This window comes from Gudongella sp. QWL-04 (genome assembly GCF_058683975.1).
Genome location: NZ_CM178754.1, coordinates 1,680,474 through 1,696,911 on the forward strand (window position 1 = coordinate 1,680,474; position 16,438 = coordinate 1,696,911).

The window sequence follows — 16,438 nt, forward strand, 5'->3', positions numbered from 1 at the left end:
CATTCCAAATCTTACAGGCAATCACGCAAGCCAAACAATTTGTACATCTGGTTTGGTCAAAGTAGAACCCCCATTGTTCCATATTATCACCTGCCCCCAGTCTATCTAAATAGGTTTTATTTTGCTTATTTCACAGAGTGCTCCACCTGCATTCAAGCCGAGTCCGCAAAGGAAGGGATCCAATACTCCTGAATTTCGCTCTGTAGTTATGGAATTCGTACAACCCCCAACGTCCACAGGCACTATATGTTTTTCGGGGATACCATCCCCGTCTGAATCAAACCATGCTTCAAATGTTTCATGCAAGCTAGGCCTATAGGTCATTCCCTGTCCAATAGAGATGACTCCGGGGAGTATTCTATTGGTAACCTTGGCTCTGATCCTAATACAGCCTGCATCATTAAAAACATAGACGTTATCGTCATTTTCTATCCCTCTTGGTTTAGCATCAAGTGGATGTATTTCAACCACATGTGGTCTTTGCTCCGATATCAGTGCTGAATTCCCATAGGTTGACAGTGCTCTGTGAGATACGTGTGGAGTAATAAACTGGATAGGGTATTTTACGCCTTTTAATCCCAGCTTCCCTCCATTTTCCAGTATTTCCTCATACCCTTCTTCAGGGCGTACGTATTGAACCCTGCTTGATTTGAGTACGGTTCTGTTTCTTTCATAATAATATGGGGAGAAAAAGTTTATTCTGCCAGTATCAGTATCAAATTCACCTGGATTTATATTAGCAAGCTGAATGTATGTTTCTTCCTTTGGCACTGGCAGCTGAAAATTCCCTGCTTCCTTAAGTTCATCGAAGGCAGGCAAGGTTATGTTGGGATTGATTTTTTTGTAATCCTCAGGCACAGTGGCTTTGTCCCAAAGCTCCTTCATTCTTTCCTCATCAGTACTGCTGGGTGTAGGAATATGTATCCCAAGTCTTACTGCAAGCTGCTCGTTGATCCACTCATCCGGCTTAGCCTCGTACATTCCCGCTACTTGTCCAGTAGCAATATATACGTCCCCGACAGTTTGAGTCAAAAACTTCTCTCTTTCGAAATCAGTAACCACTGGGAGTACAATGTCTGACCATGCTGCAGTCGTAGACATGAAGCGTTCATAAGATACGACATGCTTCAGCCTTTCCCAAGCTACCCTTTTCCTATTTATATTTTGATACTGATTGAATACGTTACCTCCAATAGCACCTCTTATGTACATGTCTACCTGAAGTCCCTTGTTCTCTCCTATGTCGATCCCATTCATAGATTTTATATCACTTCGAAGCTCTGACAGACTCCTTCCGTCGGATCCTGTCAGAAGAAACTCATTTATTTTAAACGATGAGAATAGGACAGGATCAAATAACCCCTCCTCAGTTTCAGGGGCTTCCATTTCCACTGCGTAGCCATCATCAGCTCTGATTTCCCCAAAGCCTCCGCCTCTTTTGATAGTATTTCCAGTCATAGCACTTAGTGCTATAAGAAGCCATGAAAAATACATTCCATTGTGGGTTCTTTGAGGTCCTGTAAGCCTTGAGCATATGAATGAAGGTTTGGTCGTCGAGTATTTTATTGCCAAAGCTTCGATGATCTTCTCAGTTGTTCCTGTAAGCATTGCAGCCCAACTAAGAACTCCTGAGTATCCGCCCTTTTCAAGCTCGAGCTGATCAAGGTATTCTACGAATGATTGCCCTTCAGGGACCTTAAATATCTTTCCATAATAAGATTCACCGCTTACTGGATGTAGCTTTGGAGATTTGCTCTCAACCTCATCTCCAGGATAAAATCCAAAGCAATAATTCTTTATAAAATCCTCATTATGCAGATTTCTTCTGTAAATAACGTTAGCCATGGCAGCCAACATAGCTCCATCAGTACCTGGTCTTACACATATATGGGCAGGTACTTCATCCACTCCGGTCGCAAATGTTGAAACAGTTTCAGTCGCCCTGACGTCTACAACTGATATTGGAATGCCTTGCTCTTTAGCCTTCATCATGGCAAAGGAAAGGTAAGGTACTGTTGCCTGAGTATCATTTCCCCATATCAGTATAAATTTTGAATTGAATATATCCATAACAGGATTGCCTCTTAATGTCGCATAATCACCTAATGCAGCAAAGGTCGCAGCTCGAAGGTTCCCTGAGGATGGGTTTCCAAACCTAGCTAGATAAGGACCGACATATTTAGATATCCCGCCTTCATCCCAGATCGGGAGGTAACCTAATTCATCTTTGCGGTCAAAAGCTTCTTTATACCAACCTGTAATAATATTCAGAGCTTCATCCCATGAAATTTTCTTAAAGCCCTTGGGATCTCCTCTTTCTCCCATTTGGATAAGAGGATGTTTAAGCCTATCCGGTGCATTTATTCTCTTTTTCTCCGATAGTCCTAGAAGACAAGCTCTCCTTTGGATTGGTCCAAGTGACTCGTCCAGCTCTCTGCAACCTGCTCTTGGTATATCTCCAGCAGAGGTTATGCTTCCTACTCTGCCGTCGCTCATGTGAAGATTAAGCAGACAACCACCTCCGCAATGCATTGGGTGGAGTGTTCTTACAACCTTTTTTCCCATATTTATCGTTCCTTTCTAACGCTTACTTTCATGATATGTCTTGCGACATAGTTATCAAGCCTACTTCTTCCAGTATACCTAGATATCCAAATAGAGCATCTGCATCTGTTGAATTGCAATCCAGTAGTACTCGATCAATTATGTCTGACACAGTATTTGTTCCATCTATATGATACTGAAGCATCAGCTCAGTATAGTAAGAGTCTGCAAATCTAGTTCGCAGCTTAACAAGCCTTTCCTTTAGTTCTGGTCTTTGATCCTCGTGGTCTTTAATTGAGTCCATAAGGTTGTTGATCGGTCCGATATATGACCTCTTAGGAATTCTTTCGTCTACGGTTCGATTTGCTGCCATATCCATATTTTTTCTTAAGCCAGTTAGCTCCATCTGAGACTTCCAATACATTTCACCAAGTTTTTTCATGGATATAATTGCATCTCTTATAAGTTTTGAAGCGTCACTTGATTGACCAACAAATCTAATCACATCTTCAGCTGCACCAATACTCCTTTTCATCAGATAATTAAATCCAGAAGCTATTTCAACATCAGTTGCTCTGCCAGAGCTTATCTTCAATGCAAGCTCTGCAAGTTCCGAGCTCATTCTTGTATAAATGCCTCCAAATGCCTCAATGATATCTGTTTCATCTAAGTTGGCAAGTACATATGCATAAGAAGCAGCTGTTGAAGCAGAAATCACCATCATCTCTTCACTTATTACATCGATAGTATCACTGCTAGTATGATAAAACTTATCCGGCCATTGACCAAGCATCGGAGTCGGTATACTGATTGTCGGATCTGACAAAATGAAATTATCACTTCCAGTAGTAAAGCCTGAAACATGGTTGTTTATTGAAGGAACCTTTCCCGAGCCTGCAAATCCATCAGAGTCATTTACCGTCTCATTAAAAATCAGCTCTGCTATGTTCATTACAAATGACGGCTTACTTCCTGGAAGTCCGCTTAAGGTCAAAGGGCCATAGCCAAGGCTCTGGTTTCCTCCTACCATGTCAAGATTCAACCCTGCCTTAATTTTTGATAATTCCGATCTATGATTGTCCAAGAATGCGTATGTACCAGTATATTCAGGGACAAGAAGAATTCTTATGGTCCTTAGAGGAGCTCCAAGCTTGCCTGATTTGATTAGCGAATCAATTGCTCTAAGCGACTCAATAGCAGCTGCAACACCGCTTGCATTATCGTTTGCACTCGTCCTGGGATGGCATAGATGAGCTATCAAAAGTATTTCTTCATCTATTATCCCCTTTATCTCAGCAGAAACATTCTCAAATGCTCCACTTTTAAAATCAGAATCAATATAACAGCTTATGGCCGGATACATTGGCAATGAGCCATTTTCAATATGATCTTTTCTTAACTTGACACATATACTTTCCAATGTGTCTCCAGTTCCATGATCTATGACAAACCCAAATGGTTTATTTTCTATTTGTTCACTGCTCCACCAGAAGGTGTGGTACTTTAATATTCCGTTAGACTCTTCTCTTGACCTGATCCCCTCTATTTCCCCTGCAAAATCAGTTATAATTCCGATTGCTCCCTGCTCTTCCACTACCTTATGGTAATAATCGTTAAAGTTTCCTCTAACAAAAGCTATTCTCCCTTTGAGATCAAAGCTATCATCGATCTCTGAGGCATTGCAGTCTAATAATACAATCTCGACTGGATTTTCTCTATGGTCACAGGGGAAGCTCTTTTGAAAGATACTTAGTACTCTCTCACTGTAATCTGCCAGCATTCTTCTTTCAGGGAATACTAACTCACAATATCCCTCTCTGCAGTTCCATTCCTTGAAGCTGTTCATGGTAAGGAATTTCAGGTCATAATCAGCTTTATATCTAAGTATTTCTGCATAAATCCCATACCCGTTAAGAAGATCGCAGCAAAATTCCGCAGCATCTCTATAGCCCTGTGAACCCTGTATCCTATGGTAGGAGGTAAGTTCTCTTATGGTATTCATCATTTTACCAGTATCTACTTCTTTTTTGATTATACTTACTTTATCTGATATCATCCCATGTCCTCCCAGACTATACAGCCTTTGATCTTACAATTTTTTGTGCCCTTCGCTTCCATCTGCCTGAGTAATAATAAGGAATAAGTATAAGTAGACCAAACAGCCAACCTATGACGTAGCACCAGTGCATATTGTCTCCTCCTAAATACTTATCAAGTAGAAAGGCTGAAGGGACCCTGGCTGCCCATAGGCTTACTAATGTAGCAACCGTGGGTACCAACGACTCCCCCGCCCCCCGTAATACGCCAATGAACAAATACTGAAGGGTGGATATAAAGTAAAATGGGATCACCCTTAAAAGGTAAGCGTTACCTCTTGCCGCTACGACTTCGCTATCTGTAAAAAGGTATAATAGCTGATACCTAAATGGTAGAACAATTATACAAAGTATTATACATAATCCCAGGATTATATGCAGGGACGACTTGATACCGCTCTTGACCCGTTCAATGTCACCTGCGCCTATATTTTGTCCCACATAAGTAGTTATGGCATTAGTAAGAGCAGTTACAGGCATAAAAACGAATCCATCTACTCTTACAGCTGCATTATAGCCTGCAATGTACTCAACACCGTGTGAGTTAATTAGGGGCTGCATGACCATCATGCCTATTGAGAAAAGGATATTTTGAAATCCCGTCGGTATCCCGATCCTTATGGTTTCTTTAAAACAATTTTTGTCGATATTGATTCTCATAAGCTTGAATTCATATTCCGGATGCTTAGTTTTTATTGCTATGATACTCAGTGCCCAGCTAAAAAATTGAGATATAACAGTTGACCAGGCTACCCCGGCTACCCCCCATGGAAGAACAGCTACGAATATGTATGCTAAGAATACATGAAGTATACTTGAGGCTGCCAACATCTTCAGGGGTGTTCTACTATCGCCTATGCCATAAAAAATACTGCTATTTACATTATAACCAAACTGTGGAAGAAGTCCGACATAATAAATCGTCATATATAGCTTCGCCAACCCTAATATCTCATCCTGAACGTTTAAGAGCTTTAGCAACGGTTCAGCTGTAAGTATTCCAAATAATGTTATTGGGATAGATGCAAGTAACAGAAATGAATTCATGGTAGTTATCGTCTTGCCCACTCCCGAATGATTCTTCTCACCAAAAAATTGACTTACCACAACTGAGGCTCCTACCCCGAGGCCAATAAATAGGGATATAATCATATAGGTTATTGGAAATCCAACACCTACAGCTGCCATAGCTTCATCCCCAACGTGCTTACCAACTACCATACCGTCAACTACAGTATATAGCTGTTGAAAAATGTTCCCTAATAATATTGGAATTGCATACCTGGTTATCAAGGGGATCGGGTGTCCGGTTGTCATATCAATTGTTTGGTTTAGTTTTGATTTTGCTTCCATGTGTATCTCCCAGCTAAATATATTTTACAGTAGTTAATGCACTTTCAATCTGCACTGACACCAATTTTCTTATCGGCAATACTTCATACGAGATGCTTTTTTCAAGCCATGTGCACTGCTCATTAAATTCAATCATTAATTTTTCTCTATATCCGGTTAGATCAGTATTTGCAATTTCACTTTTATTAATTTCATAATCGCAAGCTCTAACCATCATACCCAGGTTTAAACACTCAAATATTCTCGAACCGTATACGTTGTGAAAATGTTCAGATACGGTTGCAAATCTATTGAACTCTTCTTCCTCCAGTTGTTTTATTCTGGCTTCATTATTAGTATCTGAGCCCTGTATACAAGTTTCAACGAAAGAATAAAATGGATTTCCCTCGCTGAAATAATTACTTATGCCTGACCAGATACTCTTCAAGAATTCATAATGCTTAGTAGCCAACTCTAGGTTCATTTTTATAGAGTCACGTCTTACCACATCCGTCATTGATAGATCTTCGCTTCTTGAGTCACTGAAGTACGGCAGTTCTGCCATAAGTGTAGTGCAATCACTAACAGTATTTACAAAATCTGAGCTGCTAGTTCCACAAAGCATTTCGGATTCAGGGATCGAACCTGTATACTTTTCCATATAATCGTAATACGCAGTCATACTTAACATACTGTGAACAGCCTTAGAAAATTTCTCGATATATGCAGCCTCAGGCTCGCCAAGTTGTAGAGGTATGTTCTGCCTAACAGCTGAAAACTCAAGTTCAGAGCAAAGGTCAGGGATGTTTTTATTCAAATACCAATATGCACCTCCAAATGCTGCGTTATGAAGCGAGAACATAAAATTAGGTTTTATATCCTCCATAATCCTCATAAGTGCCTTAGTTTCAGGAATGGGCTCGTTAAAATACATACCCTTGTAATTGAAGGGAAATGTCCATTCCACCTGTTCAAAGCCAGGTGGTCTGTAAAAGTTTCTTGCATAATTTGTAAGTGTAAATGGTCCCTTAAACCAGCCTTCATTTAGTCTGGTACCATCTGGATCTATGCATGCTATCAAGTACCAAGTGTGCCTTGTCTCTTTTAATAGCTCGTCATTATCGATGAAAAGATCGATCAAGGTCACTATTGTCATTGCGCCAATTGGTTCATTTGGGTGTGGACAGGCAAAACAAAGTGCATTCTTAGCTCCATTTCCAATTTTCAATACTAGTATGGGATGCCCTTTCCTTGATTTGCCAATTTCAGTAACAGTAACCTTTTCAGGATGGTTTTCAGCGATTTTAAGCATATATGCATCCAGTTCATCAACCGTATAAAAATAATCATAGTCTGGCACTACGGACAGAATTGCTTCGATATTCATGAGTCAAGTCCTCTCTGCTTTGTATTTGAAAGCTACAGATGGATTACGGATCCATCTGCAGCTTTTATTAGTCTATTTATCCAACCAAACGTAAGTCATCTCTCCAAATGCAGTTTTATCTACAGCATCAGCTGAAGCTGGATGACCCTTCACATATGACATATAAGGGATATATCCCAACCACTCAGATATTAGTACCATTGGAACGTCCTTCGCAAGTATAGCCTGAGCTTCTCTATACTTTGGAGCTCTTAACTCGAAGGTTGGAAGGGAGGCTCCTTCAGCCATCAATCTATCAATTTCAGGATTAGAATAATTCAAGAAGTTCAGATATCCTCCGGTAACTATTCTATCGGCTAGATTACTAGCTTCCGGACCTTGGTAACCTCCAGTCAATGCTATAGTATAGTCTTTGTTTACTGATACCTTTTCATCCCAGGCAGCGTATTCAAGCATGTTAATGGTAACATCGATCCCGATTTTCTTAAGTTGATCCTTCATTACCTGAGCCAGGTCTGGAAATGGTTCATAATTATAAGTATCAACGGTTATACTTAGGTAATTGCCGTTTGCATCCTTAGTTAAACCTGTCTTTTCCATATACGCCATAGCCTTGTCAAGATTAAACTCGGGAACTCTTGCATTTTCCTCATAATTTGATGCCCATGAGAAAACCGGGGACATATATTCTGTAGCCTTCATGCCTATGTTCTTAAGTGCTTTGTTGATCATATCATCTGCATCAGTTGCATGTGCTATTGCCATTCTAAGATTTATATCATCATAGGGTTCTTCAGCAAGATTGAAGGCTATATAGAATCTGGATGGATATATTACCTTATCAGCTGTTATTGTTGGTGTATTGAGAAGCTTGTCATACTCAGTCGAAGGGGGAATTATACCGAGTACATCAAGTTCCCCATTATAGAAGGATTGCATTGCTGTATTAGCATCGCTTATAAATGTAATAACAATTTTGTCCAAATAAGGTACATCTGGTCCAAGGTAGTACTCATCATTTCTAACAAGCTCCATCTTTATCCCTTTATCCCAGCTGGAATATTTAAATGGCCCTGTCCCTATAGGAGCTGCCATAGAGTCTGCACCCATCCAGTCCATACCTTCATATATATGTTTGGGGAGGATACTGGTTCCATTAAATGCTAAGGTGCCCAGGAAGCTTGCATCGATTGCCTTCAGTTTAAATACCACAGAAAAATCATCAGGTGCAGTTATTTGCTCAATACCCTGTAGCATAGCTGAAGCAAAGGTGCCCTGCTTTAGTATTTCATTAAATGTAAATACAACATCCGCTGATGTCATTGGCTGACCATCGTGGAACTTAACATTCTCTGGAAGTATAAATGTGTATTCAAGTCCATCCTCGCTGACCTCATAACCTGTTGCTAGATCGAGGATAACCTCCTGATCGTTGTTAGTCTTCAAAAGTCTATTGAATACGTTTTGTTCAAGCAAGATGTCGTTGTCGTCAGGTTTCCCATCCGGATTTAGAGTAATTGGTTCAGCACTTTGTGCAATAACCATTGTTCCGCCTCTTTTTACACCATCCGGACTTTCGTTAGGTGCTGGGTTTTCTGCAGGCTGCACAGTTTTCGTACACCCTGACATTGTTGCTATTACCATTACAAATGTCAGGACCATTGCAATCAGTCTTGTTCTCTTCATCTTAATTAACCCTCCCATAGTTTTATGTTAATTTTTTAAAGCCTTAGTCAGCTCTTCATACATCTTACGAATCTACCTTCACGTATTTCTCTTAAAATTTGATCATTATCTCTGCATTCCTGGGACGCCATTGGGCACCTTGGAGCAAAGGAACACCCAGGAGGTATTGCAATCGGAGTTGGAGGCTCCCCTGGAAGCTTAATAGGAGTCCTCTTTTCTCTTGGATCCACACTGGCACAGTTTGAGATAAGTGCTTTTGTATACGGATGTTTTGGATCTGTGCAAATTTCGGTTGTATTTCCCATCTCCACAACTTTCCCAAGGTACATAACCACTATTCTATCTGAAATATATCTTGTGGTCTGAATATCATGACTGATGAATACAAGCGCTGCATGATTAACCTTTGCCGCAGTATAGAGCATATTAATAACCTCAGCCCTTATTGATACGTCCAGCATTGAGACTGGTTCATCAGCTACGATGACTGATGGAGATAAAAGCATTGACCTCAATATTGCTATCCTCTGCAGCTGTCCTCCTGATAATTCATGAGGAAACCTATTCAAAAATTTATCTGCAGGGTTTAGCCCTACTGCCTCGAGGCTTTGAGATACCATGATTTTTCTTTCAGTGAGATCTCTCCCAATTTTATGCAGCTTAAGAGTGTCTAAAAGGATCTTGCCGATCGTATATCTTGGGTCAAATGCATCGAAGGGGTTTTGAAAAATCATTTGTATAGTCTTTCTGAAGCTCAGACGGTCTCTATTCAGTAATGACTCAGAATCTATTCCATTAATACTGATCTTACCGTCAGTGGGAGTCTCCATACGGACTATTAGCTTGCCTAAGGTACTCTTCCCGCAGCCAGACTCACCTATGATCCCTAAAATCTCTCCGTGATCTAGATTGATACTAACACCGTCTACGGACTTTACCAAAGCACCCTTGACTTCTTTTCCATTATGGTTTATGTACTTTTTCTTACTTTTGTAATGTTTTTTAACGCCTACCATAGAGAGTGCAAAGTCTTTATTTTGTGTCAATCTTGTCACCTCCCTGGAAGTGGCATGCAGTATACCTATTATCTCCTAATCTCCTTAAAATTGGGACTTGCTGCATACATATTTCCTTTCCATTCTTACACCTTGGGTAGAAAACACAGCCCTTAGGAGGGTTAGAAAGATCAGGCAGAAAACCACCTATGCTGTTAAGAGGCTCATGATCGTCGCCAAAGGTAGGGAAGCTGCTGATCAAGCCCTTAGTATAAGAATGCATAGGGTTAGCAAGTACTTCCTCGACAGGGCCAGCCTCCAGTAATCTTCCTGCATATAGCACAGCGACATTCTTACAAGTGGAGGCAACAACAGATATATCATGGGTTATCATTATCCTGGTTAAACCTAATTTTTTTTCAAGCTCCATAATCTCTTCCAATACCTGAGTCTGTGTTACAACGTCCAAGGCTGTCGTTGCTTCATCAAGAATAATCAGTTTTGGATTAAACATAAGACTCAACGCAATACTTACTCTTTGCATCATGCCTCCGGACAGCTCATGAGGGTACATGCTGTAAACCTGTTTGGGCAAGTTCACTAGCGCCAACAGCTCCTCTATTCTATCTTTGGCTTCGTTCTTCGAAGACTTCAGCTTATGATTCCTATAAATATCACTCATAAATTCCCCGATCCTATGAACTGGACTAAGTGCATTCATTGACTTTTGAAATACAAGTGACATCTCCTGCCATCTTAGAGCAGCCAAATCCCTTTCATCCATACTCAGAAGCTCCCGGCCTTCAAGATATACTTGACCTGAAACGTCTGAAGAATCTTTTGGGAGCAGTCTCAATATTGCCATAATCAAGCTAGTTTTTCCTGATCCGGATTCTCCTACTATCCCCCATGATTCTCCCTGTTCAACATCAAGACTGAAACTGTCGACTGCCTTCACTTTTTTCCCGTCAGAGTTGTATGTTACTGAAAGATTTTTTATAGAAAGTAGAGCCATTAGTTTCGACCTCCTTTCCCGAGCTTTCTTAGCTTAGGGCTAAGAACTCGATTCAAGCCATCACCTATAAGATAGAATGTTACAACTGTAAATATTATGACCAAACCTGAAAACACACACATCCACCATCCGTTTACAAGGTAACTCTTACCATTTTGAACGATCTGACCCCAGCTTATTACGTTTGGATCGCCTAATCCCAAAAATGCAAGACTTGATTCAGTAAGAATTGCTCCTGCAACTCCCATTGTGGTGTTTGCGATTATTGGAAAAAGCCCATTTGGTATTATATGCTTAAATAATATCTTTATTTTACTTTCTCCAATAGCTTCTGCAGCTTTCACAAAGGTTCGCTCCCTAAGGCTCATTGCCTGAGCTCTCATCAGCTTGGCATTTCCTACCCAGGTGGTCAAGCCGATGACTATCATGACGTTGAATAGTCCTGAGCCAAAAAGAGCTACTATTATTAGTATCAAAAAGAATGTTGGCATCATCATAAATACGTTTATCATCTCACCAACTACTCCATCAACTTTACCTCCAAAGTATCCGGATATTCCTCCCAGCAGAGTACCTATAACACCCGCTATCATTGCTGCCGTAAAGCCGACTATAAGGGAGGTTCGGGTCCCGTAAAGTATCATCGACAGGATATCCCTTCCTAAGCCGTCTGTGCCTAAAAGGTACTTTAAGCCTGGCCCTACAACCATATCATCTGATAGGGCATAAGGATCATAAGGAGCCAAAAAAGGTGCAAGAATTGCTACAATTATAAGGAGAGCCAGCATAGTCATTCCGACCTTAAGTTGTGAGTTGTCTTTAACTGCAGCTGTAAAATTCTTTAGAATCATATTGTCCTCCCCTTAGCTTTCGTGCCTGATTCTAGGATCAAGCAACGAATATACAACATCAACTACTATCATCATAATAGCTACGCTGATGCTTAGCACAAGGTATATACCCATCAGTAATGGGTAGTCCCTTCTTGTTATAGCTGTCATTACAAAGCTTCCCATACCTGGCCAGGAAAACACTATCTCGACAATTGCTGATCCAGTCACAAGGTAAGCCATCTGAATCCCAAAAACAGTAATGGTAGGTAAAATTGCATTTCTAAATATGTATTTCCTGAATATTTTCTTCTCTGGCATTCCAGTTGCACGCAGTGTAGTTACAAAATCCTCATTCATTACCTGGAGGATCGATGCTCTGGCGATCCTGAAGTAGTATGGTATCAAGGTCAAAGTCATTGTTGAAACAGGTAATATCATATGTTTTGCTACATCAAGCATCTTTGCAAAGCCTTTGTAGTCCATACGTACATCTATCATCCCTGATGTAGGCAGCACTCTGAGTGTAGATGCGAAAACCAGGATCATCATCAGTCCCAGCCAAAAGCTTGGGGTCGCATCGAAGAGATAGCTTATACTTCCCATCGTTGCATCGATCTTACTACCAACACGCCTTGCGCAAAATATACCAAGCGCAGTTCCCAGCAAAGCTGCCATAATAGCTGAAGTAAAGGCTAACAAGGCGGTTGGCAGCATTCTCTGAGAGATCATATCTGTTATTGGTTCATTAGTATATATTGAGACGCCCATATCACCTTTAAACAGGTTGAGAACATACTTGCCAAATTGTACGATTTTTGGTTGATCCAACCCATACTTCGCAGTTAAATCTGCTATTATTTGTGGGTTTGGATTATCCTGACCGACAAGTATCCTTATGGGATCACCTGGGGCAGCATGAATTATAATAAAGTTGATACAAAGGGCAACGAATATACATAGTATTCCGGTCAATACCCTTTTCTTCAAATACCTGCTCACTACTTTCACCTTCCTTTATTAAACATGATCTTTATTGATCGAAAAACCTAGTCAAGAAACTGTTCTGATCTCCACTCAGGACTATTACGATAGCCTTCTATTTTACCCTCATAGTTTTCATTTAGGTATCTACCAAGGTAATAAATAAACTTTGCAATGCTTGAAGTATCCTTCAATCCATCCTTGGGATCCTTTTCCAGCTCAAATACCAATGAATGGTCGGCGATGTCATTGTAGGGGTTTATTATGCTGTCTGTAACAGTGACTACTTTGCAGCCTCCATCTATTGCAGTCTTAGTATGGACATATGTGTATCTGTAGTGCGGGCTTAATGACACTGTAATTAATAGAGAGTTTTCATCCATATCGTATAAAATGTTCCTCTCGTCGAATAGCAATCTATAAAAATAGACTTTTTCTCTCCTCATATCCAACATATGTAAGAGCTCTGAAGATATACCAAAGGAATCCATATATCCAATGATCAAAACCTTGCTGGCATTCATTATTAGGTCAGCGATTGCCTTAAACTCTGTAAAACTAATCAGTTTATATTCCTCTACTTCTCCAAGAACATACTTCTCCAGATAGTCTCCAATATTCTCAGTGTAATTCTCACCATTGGTAATCTCAATTTTCTCTCTCATGTACCTATTAATAAAACTGCTTTTTAATGCTTCACTCATAGTGCTAAAATTTTCATACCCAAGAGTATGGGCAAACCTTATGACAGATGTTTCACTAACCCCGAGTTTTTTTCCTATCTGCATAGCCGTCAGAAATACCGCTTCCTCCAGATCATTGATTAGGTATTCAGCTATAGACTTTTGAGATTTTGTAAAGTTGGAATAATTATTTTTTATCAATACCAAAAAATCCATATTCCCCTCCCTAATGTTGTTTTTCCTTCATTTTGTGTTTATTTGTGAATTATTTACTTCATTACTTACATAATATGTTACAATAGAAAAGGATGTCAAGAATTATTTGAAAATTGTGTTTAGGACAGCATCACATTGCTTAAATAAATTGTAAGTGCTATTACTAAGCTGGTAAAATGGATTTGGGAGGTGAAAATTGTGATTCAACATAGAGAGGACAAGTTGGAATGGAATCTTTCAAATATATACTTATCGTATGAAGACCCTAACTTATTTAGTGATATTCATAGGTGTGAGCAACTCATTCACTCAGCCAGCTTAAGGTTGTCAGCAGCTCAGAGCTTTGAAAGCTCAAGTATAAACGATATATTAGAGGAATTTGAGAGAGCGTCACTTTATTTTAATCGAATTTCTACCTATGTTAATTTAAAAATTCTATCTAATAGTGAGGACCTTAGCGGAAACAATATACATTCTATGTCTAACAACCTTTCTGCAAAGTTAGGAATAATAAATGCCAAAATAAGAAAAATGATCGCCAGTATTGATAATTTACCTGATTATATTGAAAATCATAAAGAACTCTTGAAGTACAAAGGTTATATAGCTGAAATATTAAGATCTAACAGTTTGTATGCTTCCGTAGAGACTGAAGCTATTATAATTCAACTTCAAACTACTGGCAGCAAAGCATGGCAGAGGTTGAGGGATAATTTGGAAGCATCAGCAACTATAACAAGTGATGTATTTGGTGAAGTAGAATCACATACTCTGACTGTGCTTCGTTCATTATCTTCGAATGAAGATAAAAGAATAAGAAGGAAAGCATACGAGGATGAAATAAGGCTTTGCATGTCTTTAGAAAAACCTATGGCTGCATGTATCAATTCAATTAAAGGTGAAGGTATTGTTACAACTAAGCTTAGAGGTCACGACTCTATCCTGGAATGGATGCTTGGGATAAACAAGATGAGCCGCAACACCCTCGATGTAATGATTGAAAAGACGAGAGAGTACCTGCCAATGTTTCAGGCTCACATAAAGAAAAGGTCAACTATTCTTGGTTATAATAATGGGCTTCCCTGGTATGAGCTTTCTGCACCTCTTACTAATAAAGGGTCTTTATTCTCCCCAGAAGAGTCTTCCAAGTTACTGATTGACTCATTTAAACAGTTTGATAATAAAATGGGTTGCTTTTATGAAAAAGCAATCCACAGTCAGTGGGTAGACTTTTTGCCTAGAAAAGGAAAAGCAGGAGGGGCACTTTGTGCAGATGTTGCACTGATTTCTGAGAACAGGATCCATCTTAACTTTGGAGGAACGATATCAGATATCAGGGTAATGGCTCACGAGCTTGGACATGCTTACCACTCACGGCTTCTTGATGATTATCCATTTATCTTCAGAGACCCACCAACACCACTCTGCGAGACTGCATCAATATTTAGTGAAATCATATTTCAGGAGAGTCTTAGTAAATCTGTAGTGGATAAAGACCGAGCTGTCTTAATAGACTCAGGCACGATTGATAATGTACATAAAATAGTTGAAATGTATAGTCGATTTCTATTCGAGGATAAATTTATGGAGCTGAGAAAGGATCGTGAACTTTCATCCGAAGAAATATGCGAGTTAATGGTTGAGTCCCAAATTGAAGCTTATGGAGAATCCATTGACAGGAGTTGCCTCCATCCTTATATGTGGATCCCTAAGGTACATTATTATATACCTGATTTTCATTACTATAACTTTCCTTATTCTTTTGGGCTTCTGCTCTCAAAGGGATTGTATGGATTTTATAAAAATGACCCCGAGAGTTTTATTGAGAGATATAATAGCTTACTGAGGAATTCATGCTCGGGATCAATCGAAGAGATTCTCGAAAAATCAGGGTTTTCTCTATCGCAGAACGAATTCTGGGATAGAGCTTTTAATGAAATTCAAAGAGATTTCAGGGTTTTTGATGAACTATTTATAGTGTAACTTAGAAACTCAGGATTTTTCTTTCGAAATTGGGTAATATTGCAGATAAGAACAAAAATACTTAAGGGGGATTTAGCTATGAGCAAGTATTTAATACTTTATAGACATGGAATTGCAGAGGATAAGGAGTCTGTAGAAGAGGATGACTTGAGATCTCTTTCCACAAGAGGTAAAAATCTGTTGAAAAAAAGTGTTTCGGGATTTAGGACTATGATAGAGACCTACGATGATATAAGGATTTTTTCAAGCCCTACTCTAAGAGCTAAGGAAACGGCTGAAATGCTTTCATTGGAATTGGAACTGGAGGAACCGACTTATCTGGAATTTCTTGGTACCGGAAGTGGAGTAAGCAGACTTAGAGGTCTTCTTAAAGAAATAGAACCTGGTGAGGCTGCAATAGTTGTTGGACAGCAGCCATACCTTTCGTTGTGGAGCCAGGAGATTTCGGGAACCTTCCTGCGTTTCAAAAAGGGAACGGCAGCTTGCTTCAAGTTCCCTGATGAGGAACTTGGCGAAACGAAAGCTGAGCTGTTGTGGTACCTTCAAACTCGTGAATTTGTAAAAATCAACGATAAGTAGTAATTAATTGAATTGATCCAATACTAAGCTGCTTAGTGATAAGTTTACCTTATCTCTAAGCAGCTTGATTTTTCTCAATAATCGGTTTAATTAAATCACAAGGGCTAA

General features: G+C 39.7%; 12 protein-coding genes. 2 read left to right on the forward strand and 10 right to left on the reverse strand.

The features are described 5' to 3' along the window. Positions 1 to 105 precede the first annotated feature (105 nt). From AC4PHB_RS08390 to AC4PHB_RS08435, 10 genes are all read right to left on the reverse strand, one after another. Positions 106 to 2,565 carry a molybdopterin-containing oxidoreductase family protein gene (locus tag AC4PHB_RS08390; RefSeq protein ID WP_492135995.1) on the reverse strand — a complete coding sequence of 820 codons (2,460 nt, stop codon included), beginning with the start codon at positions 2,563 to 2,565 and terminating at the stop codon, positions 106 to 108. 28 nt (positions 2,566 to 2,593) lie between these two features. Continuing rightward, complete coding sequence (locus AC4PHB_RS08395; protein ID WP_492135996.1) at positions 2,594 to 4,600, reverse strand: DUF4910 domain-containing protein; 2,007 nt, start codon at positions 4,598 to 4,600, stop codon at positions 2,594 to 2,596. 16 nt (positions 4,601 to 4,616) lie between these two features. Further along, positions 4,617 to 5,993: an MATE family efflux transporter gene (locus tag AC4PHB_RS08400; protein ID WP_492135997.1), complete on the reverse strand. Its 1,377-nt coding sequence runs from the start codon at positions 5,991 to 5,993 to the stop codon at positions 4,617 to 4,619. 13 nt (positions 5,994 to 6,006) lie between these two features. Beyond that, complete coding sequence (locus AC4PHB_RS08405) at positions 6,007 to 7,359, reverse strand: M14 family zinc carboxypeptidase (protein WP_492135998.1); 1,353 nt, start codon at positions 7,357 to 7,359, stop codon at positions 6,007 to 6,009. 72 nt (positions 7,360 to 7,431) lie between these two features. Further along, entirely contained in the window at positions 7,432 to 9,045 is a 1,614-nt protein-coding gene (locus AC4PHB_RS08410) for an ABC transporter substrate-binding protein (RefSeq protein WP_492135999.1), read from the reverse strand. Positions 9,046 to 9,092: 47 nt separating this feature from the next. Then, positions 9,093 to 10,091, reverse strand: a complete 999-nt coding sequence (locus AC4PHB_RS08415) for an oligopeptide/dipeptide ABC transporter ATP-binding protein (RefSeq protein WP_492136000.1) — start codon at positions 10,089 to 10,091, stop codon at positions 9,093 to 9,095. Beyond that, positions 10,078 to 11,055 carry an ABC transporter ATP-binding protein gene (locus AC4PHB_RS08420; RefSeq protein ID WP_492136001.1) on the reverse strand — a complete coding sequence of 326 codons (978 nt, stop codon included), beginning with the start codon at positions 11,053 to 11,055 and terminating at the stop codon, positions 10,078 to 10,080. The genes AC4PHB_RS08415 and AC4PHB_RS08420 overlap by 14 nt, the downstream gene beginning before the upstream one ends. Further along, entirely contained in the window at positions 11,055 to 11,906 is an 852-nt protein-coding gene (locus AC4PHB_RS08425) for an ABC transporter permease (protein ID WP_492136002.1), read from the reverse strand. The genes AC4PHB_RS08420 and AC4PHB_RS08425 overlap by 1 nt, the downstream gene beginning before the upstream one ends. 12 nt (positions 11,907 to 11,918) lie before the next feature. Next, positions 11,919 to 12,887 carry an ABC transporter permease gene (locus AC4PHB_RS08430; protein WP_492136003.1) on the reverse strand — a complete coding sequence of 323 codons (969 nt, stop codon included), beginning with the start codon at positions 12,885 to 12,887 and terminating at the stop codon, positions 11,919 to 11,921. A 47-nt stretch (positions 12,888 to 12,934) separates the two neighbouring features. Further along, positions 12,935 to 13,768, reverse strand: a complete 834-nt coding sequence (locus AC4PHB_RS08435) for a MurR/RpiR family transcriptional regulator (protein WP_492136004.1) — start codon at positions 13,766 to 13,768, stop codon at positions 12,935 to 12,937. 222 nt (positions 13,769 to 13,990) lie between these two features. Between AC4PHB_RS08435 and AC4PHB_RS08440 the strand changes: the two genes are divergently transcribed. Then, the gene (locus tag AC4PHB_RS08440) at positions 13,991 to 15,751 is read left to right on the forward strand and encodes a M3 family metallopeptidase (RefSeq protein WP_492136005.1); all 1,761 of its coding nucleotides are present in this window, start codon (positions 13,991 to 13,993) and stop codon (positions 15,749 to 15,751) included. Between the two features lie 78 nt (positions 15,752 to 15,829). Further along, positions 15,830 to 16,330, forward strand: a complete 501-nt coding sequence (locus AC4PHB_RS08445; protein WP_492136006.1) for a SixA phosphatase family protein — start codon at positions 15,830 to 15,832, stop codon at positions 16,328 to 16,330. Positions 16,331 to 16,438 lie beyond the last annotated feature (108 nt).

Coding starts and splice junctions, on each gene's coding strand:
- AC4PHB_RS08390 (WP_492135995.1), bottom strand. CDS start 2,565: ATGGGAAAAAAGGTTGTAAGAACACTCCACCCAATGCATTGCGGAGGT.
- AC4PHB_RS08395 (WP_492135996.1), bottom strand. CDS start 4,600: ATGATATCAGATAAAGTAAGTATAATCAAAAAAGAAGTAGATACTGGT.
- AC4PHB_RS08400 (WP_492135997.1), bottom strand. CDS start 5,993: ATGGAAGCAAAATCAAAACTAAACCAAACAATTGATATGACAACCGGA.
- AC4PHB_RS08405 (WP_492135998.1), bottom strand. CDS start 7,359: ATGAATATCGAAGCAATTCTGTCCGTAGTGCCAGACTATGATTATTTT.
- AC4PHB_RS08410 (WP_492135999.1), bottom strand. CDS start 9,045: ATGAAGAGAACAAGACTGATTGCAATGGTCCTGACATTTGTAATGGTA.
- AC4PHB_RS08420 (WP_492136001.1), bottom strand. CDS start 11,055: ATGGCTCTACTTTCTATAAAAAATCTTTCAGTAACATACAACTCTGAC.
- AC4PHB_RS08425 (WP_492136002.1), bottom strand. CDS start 11,906: ATGATTCTAAAGAATTTTACAGCTGCAGTTAAAGACAACTCACAACTT.
- AC4PHB_RS08435 (WP_492136004.1), bottom strand. CDS start 13,768: ATGGATTTTTTGGTATTGATAAAAAATAATTATTCCAACTTTACAAAA.
- AC4PHB_RS08445 (WP_492136006.1), top strand. CDS start 15,830: ATGAGCAAGTATTTAATACTTTATAGACATGGAATTGCAGAGGATAAG.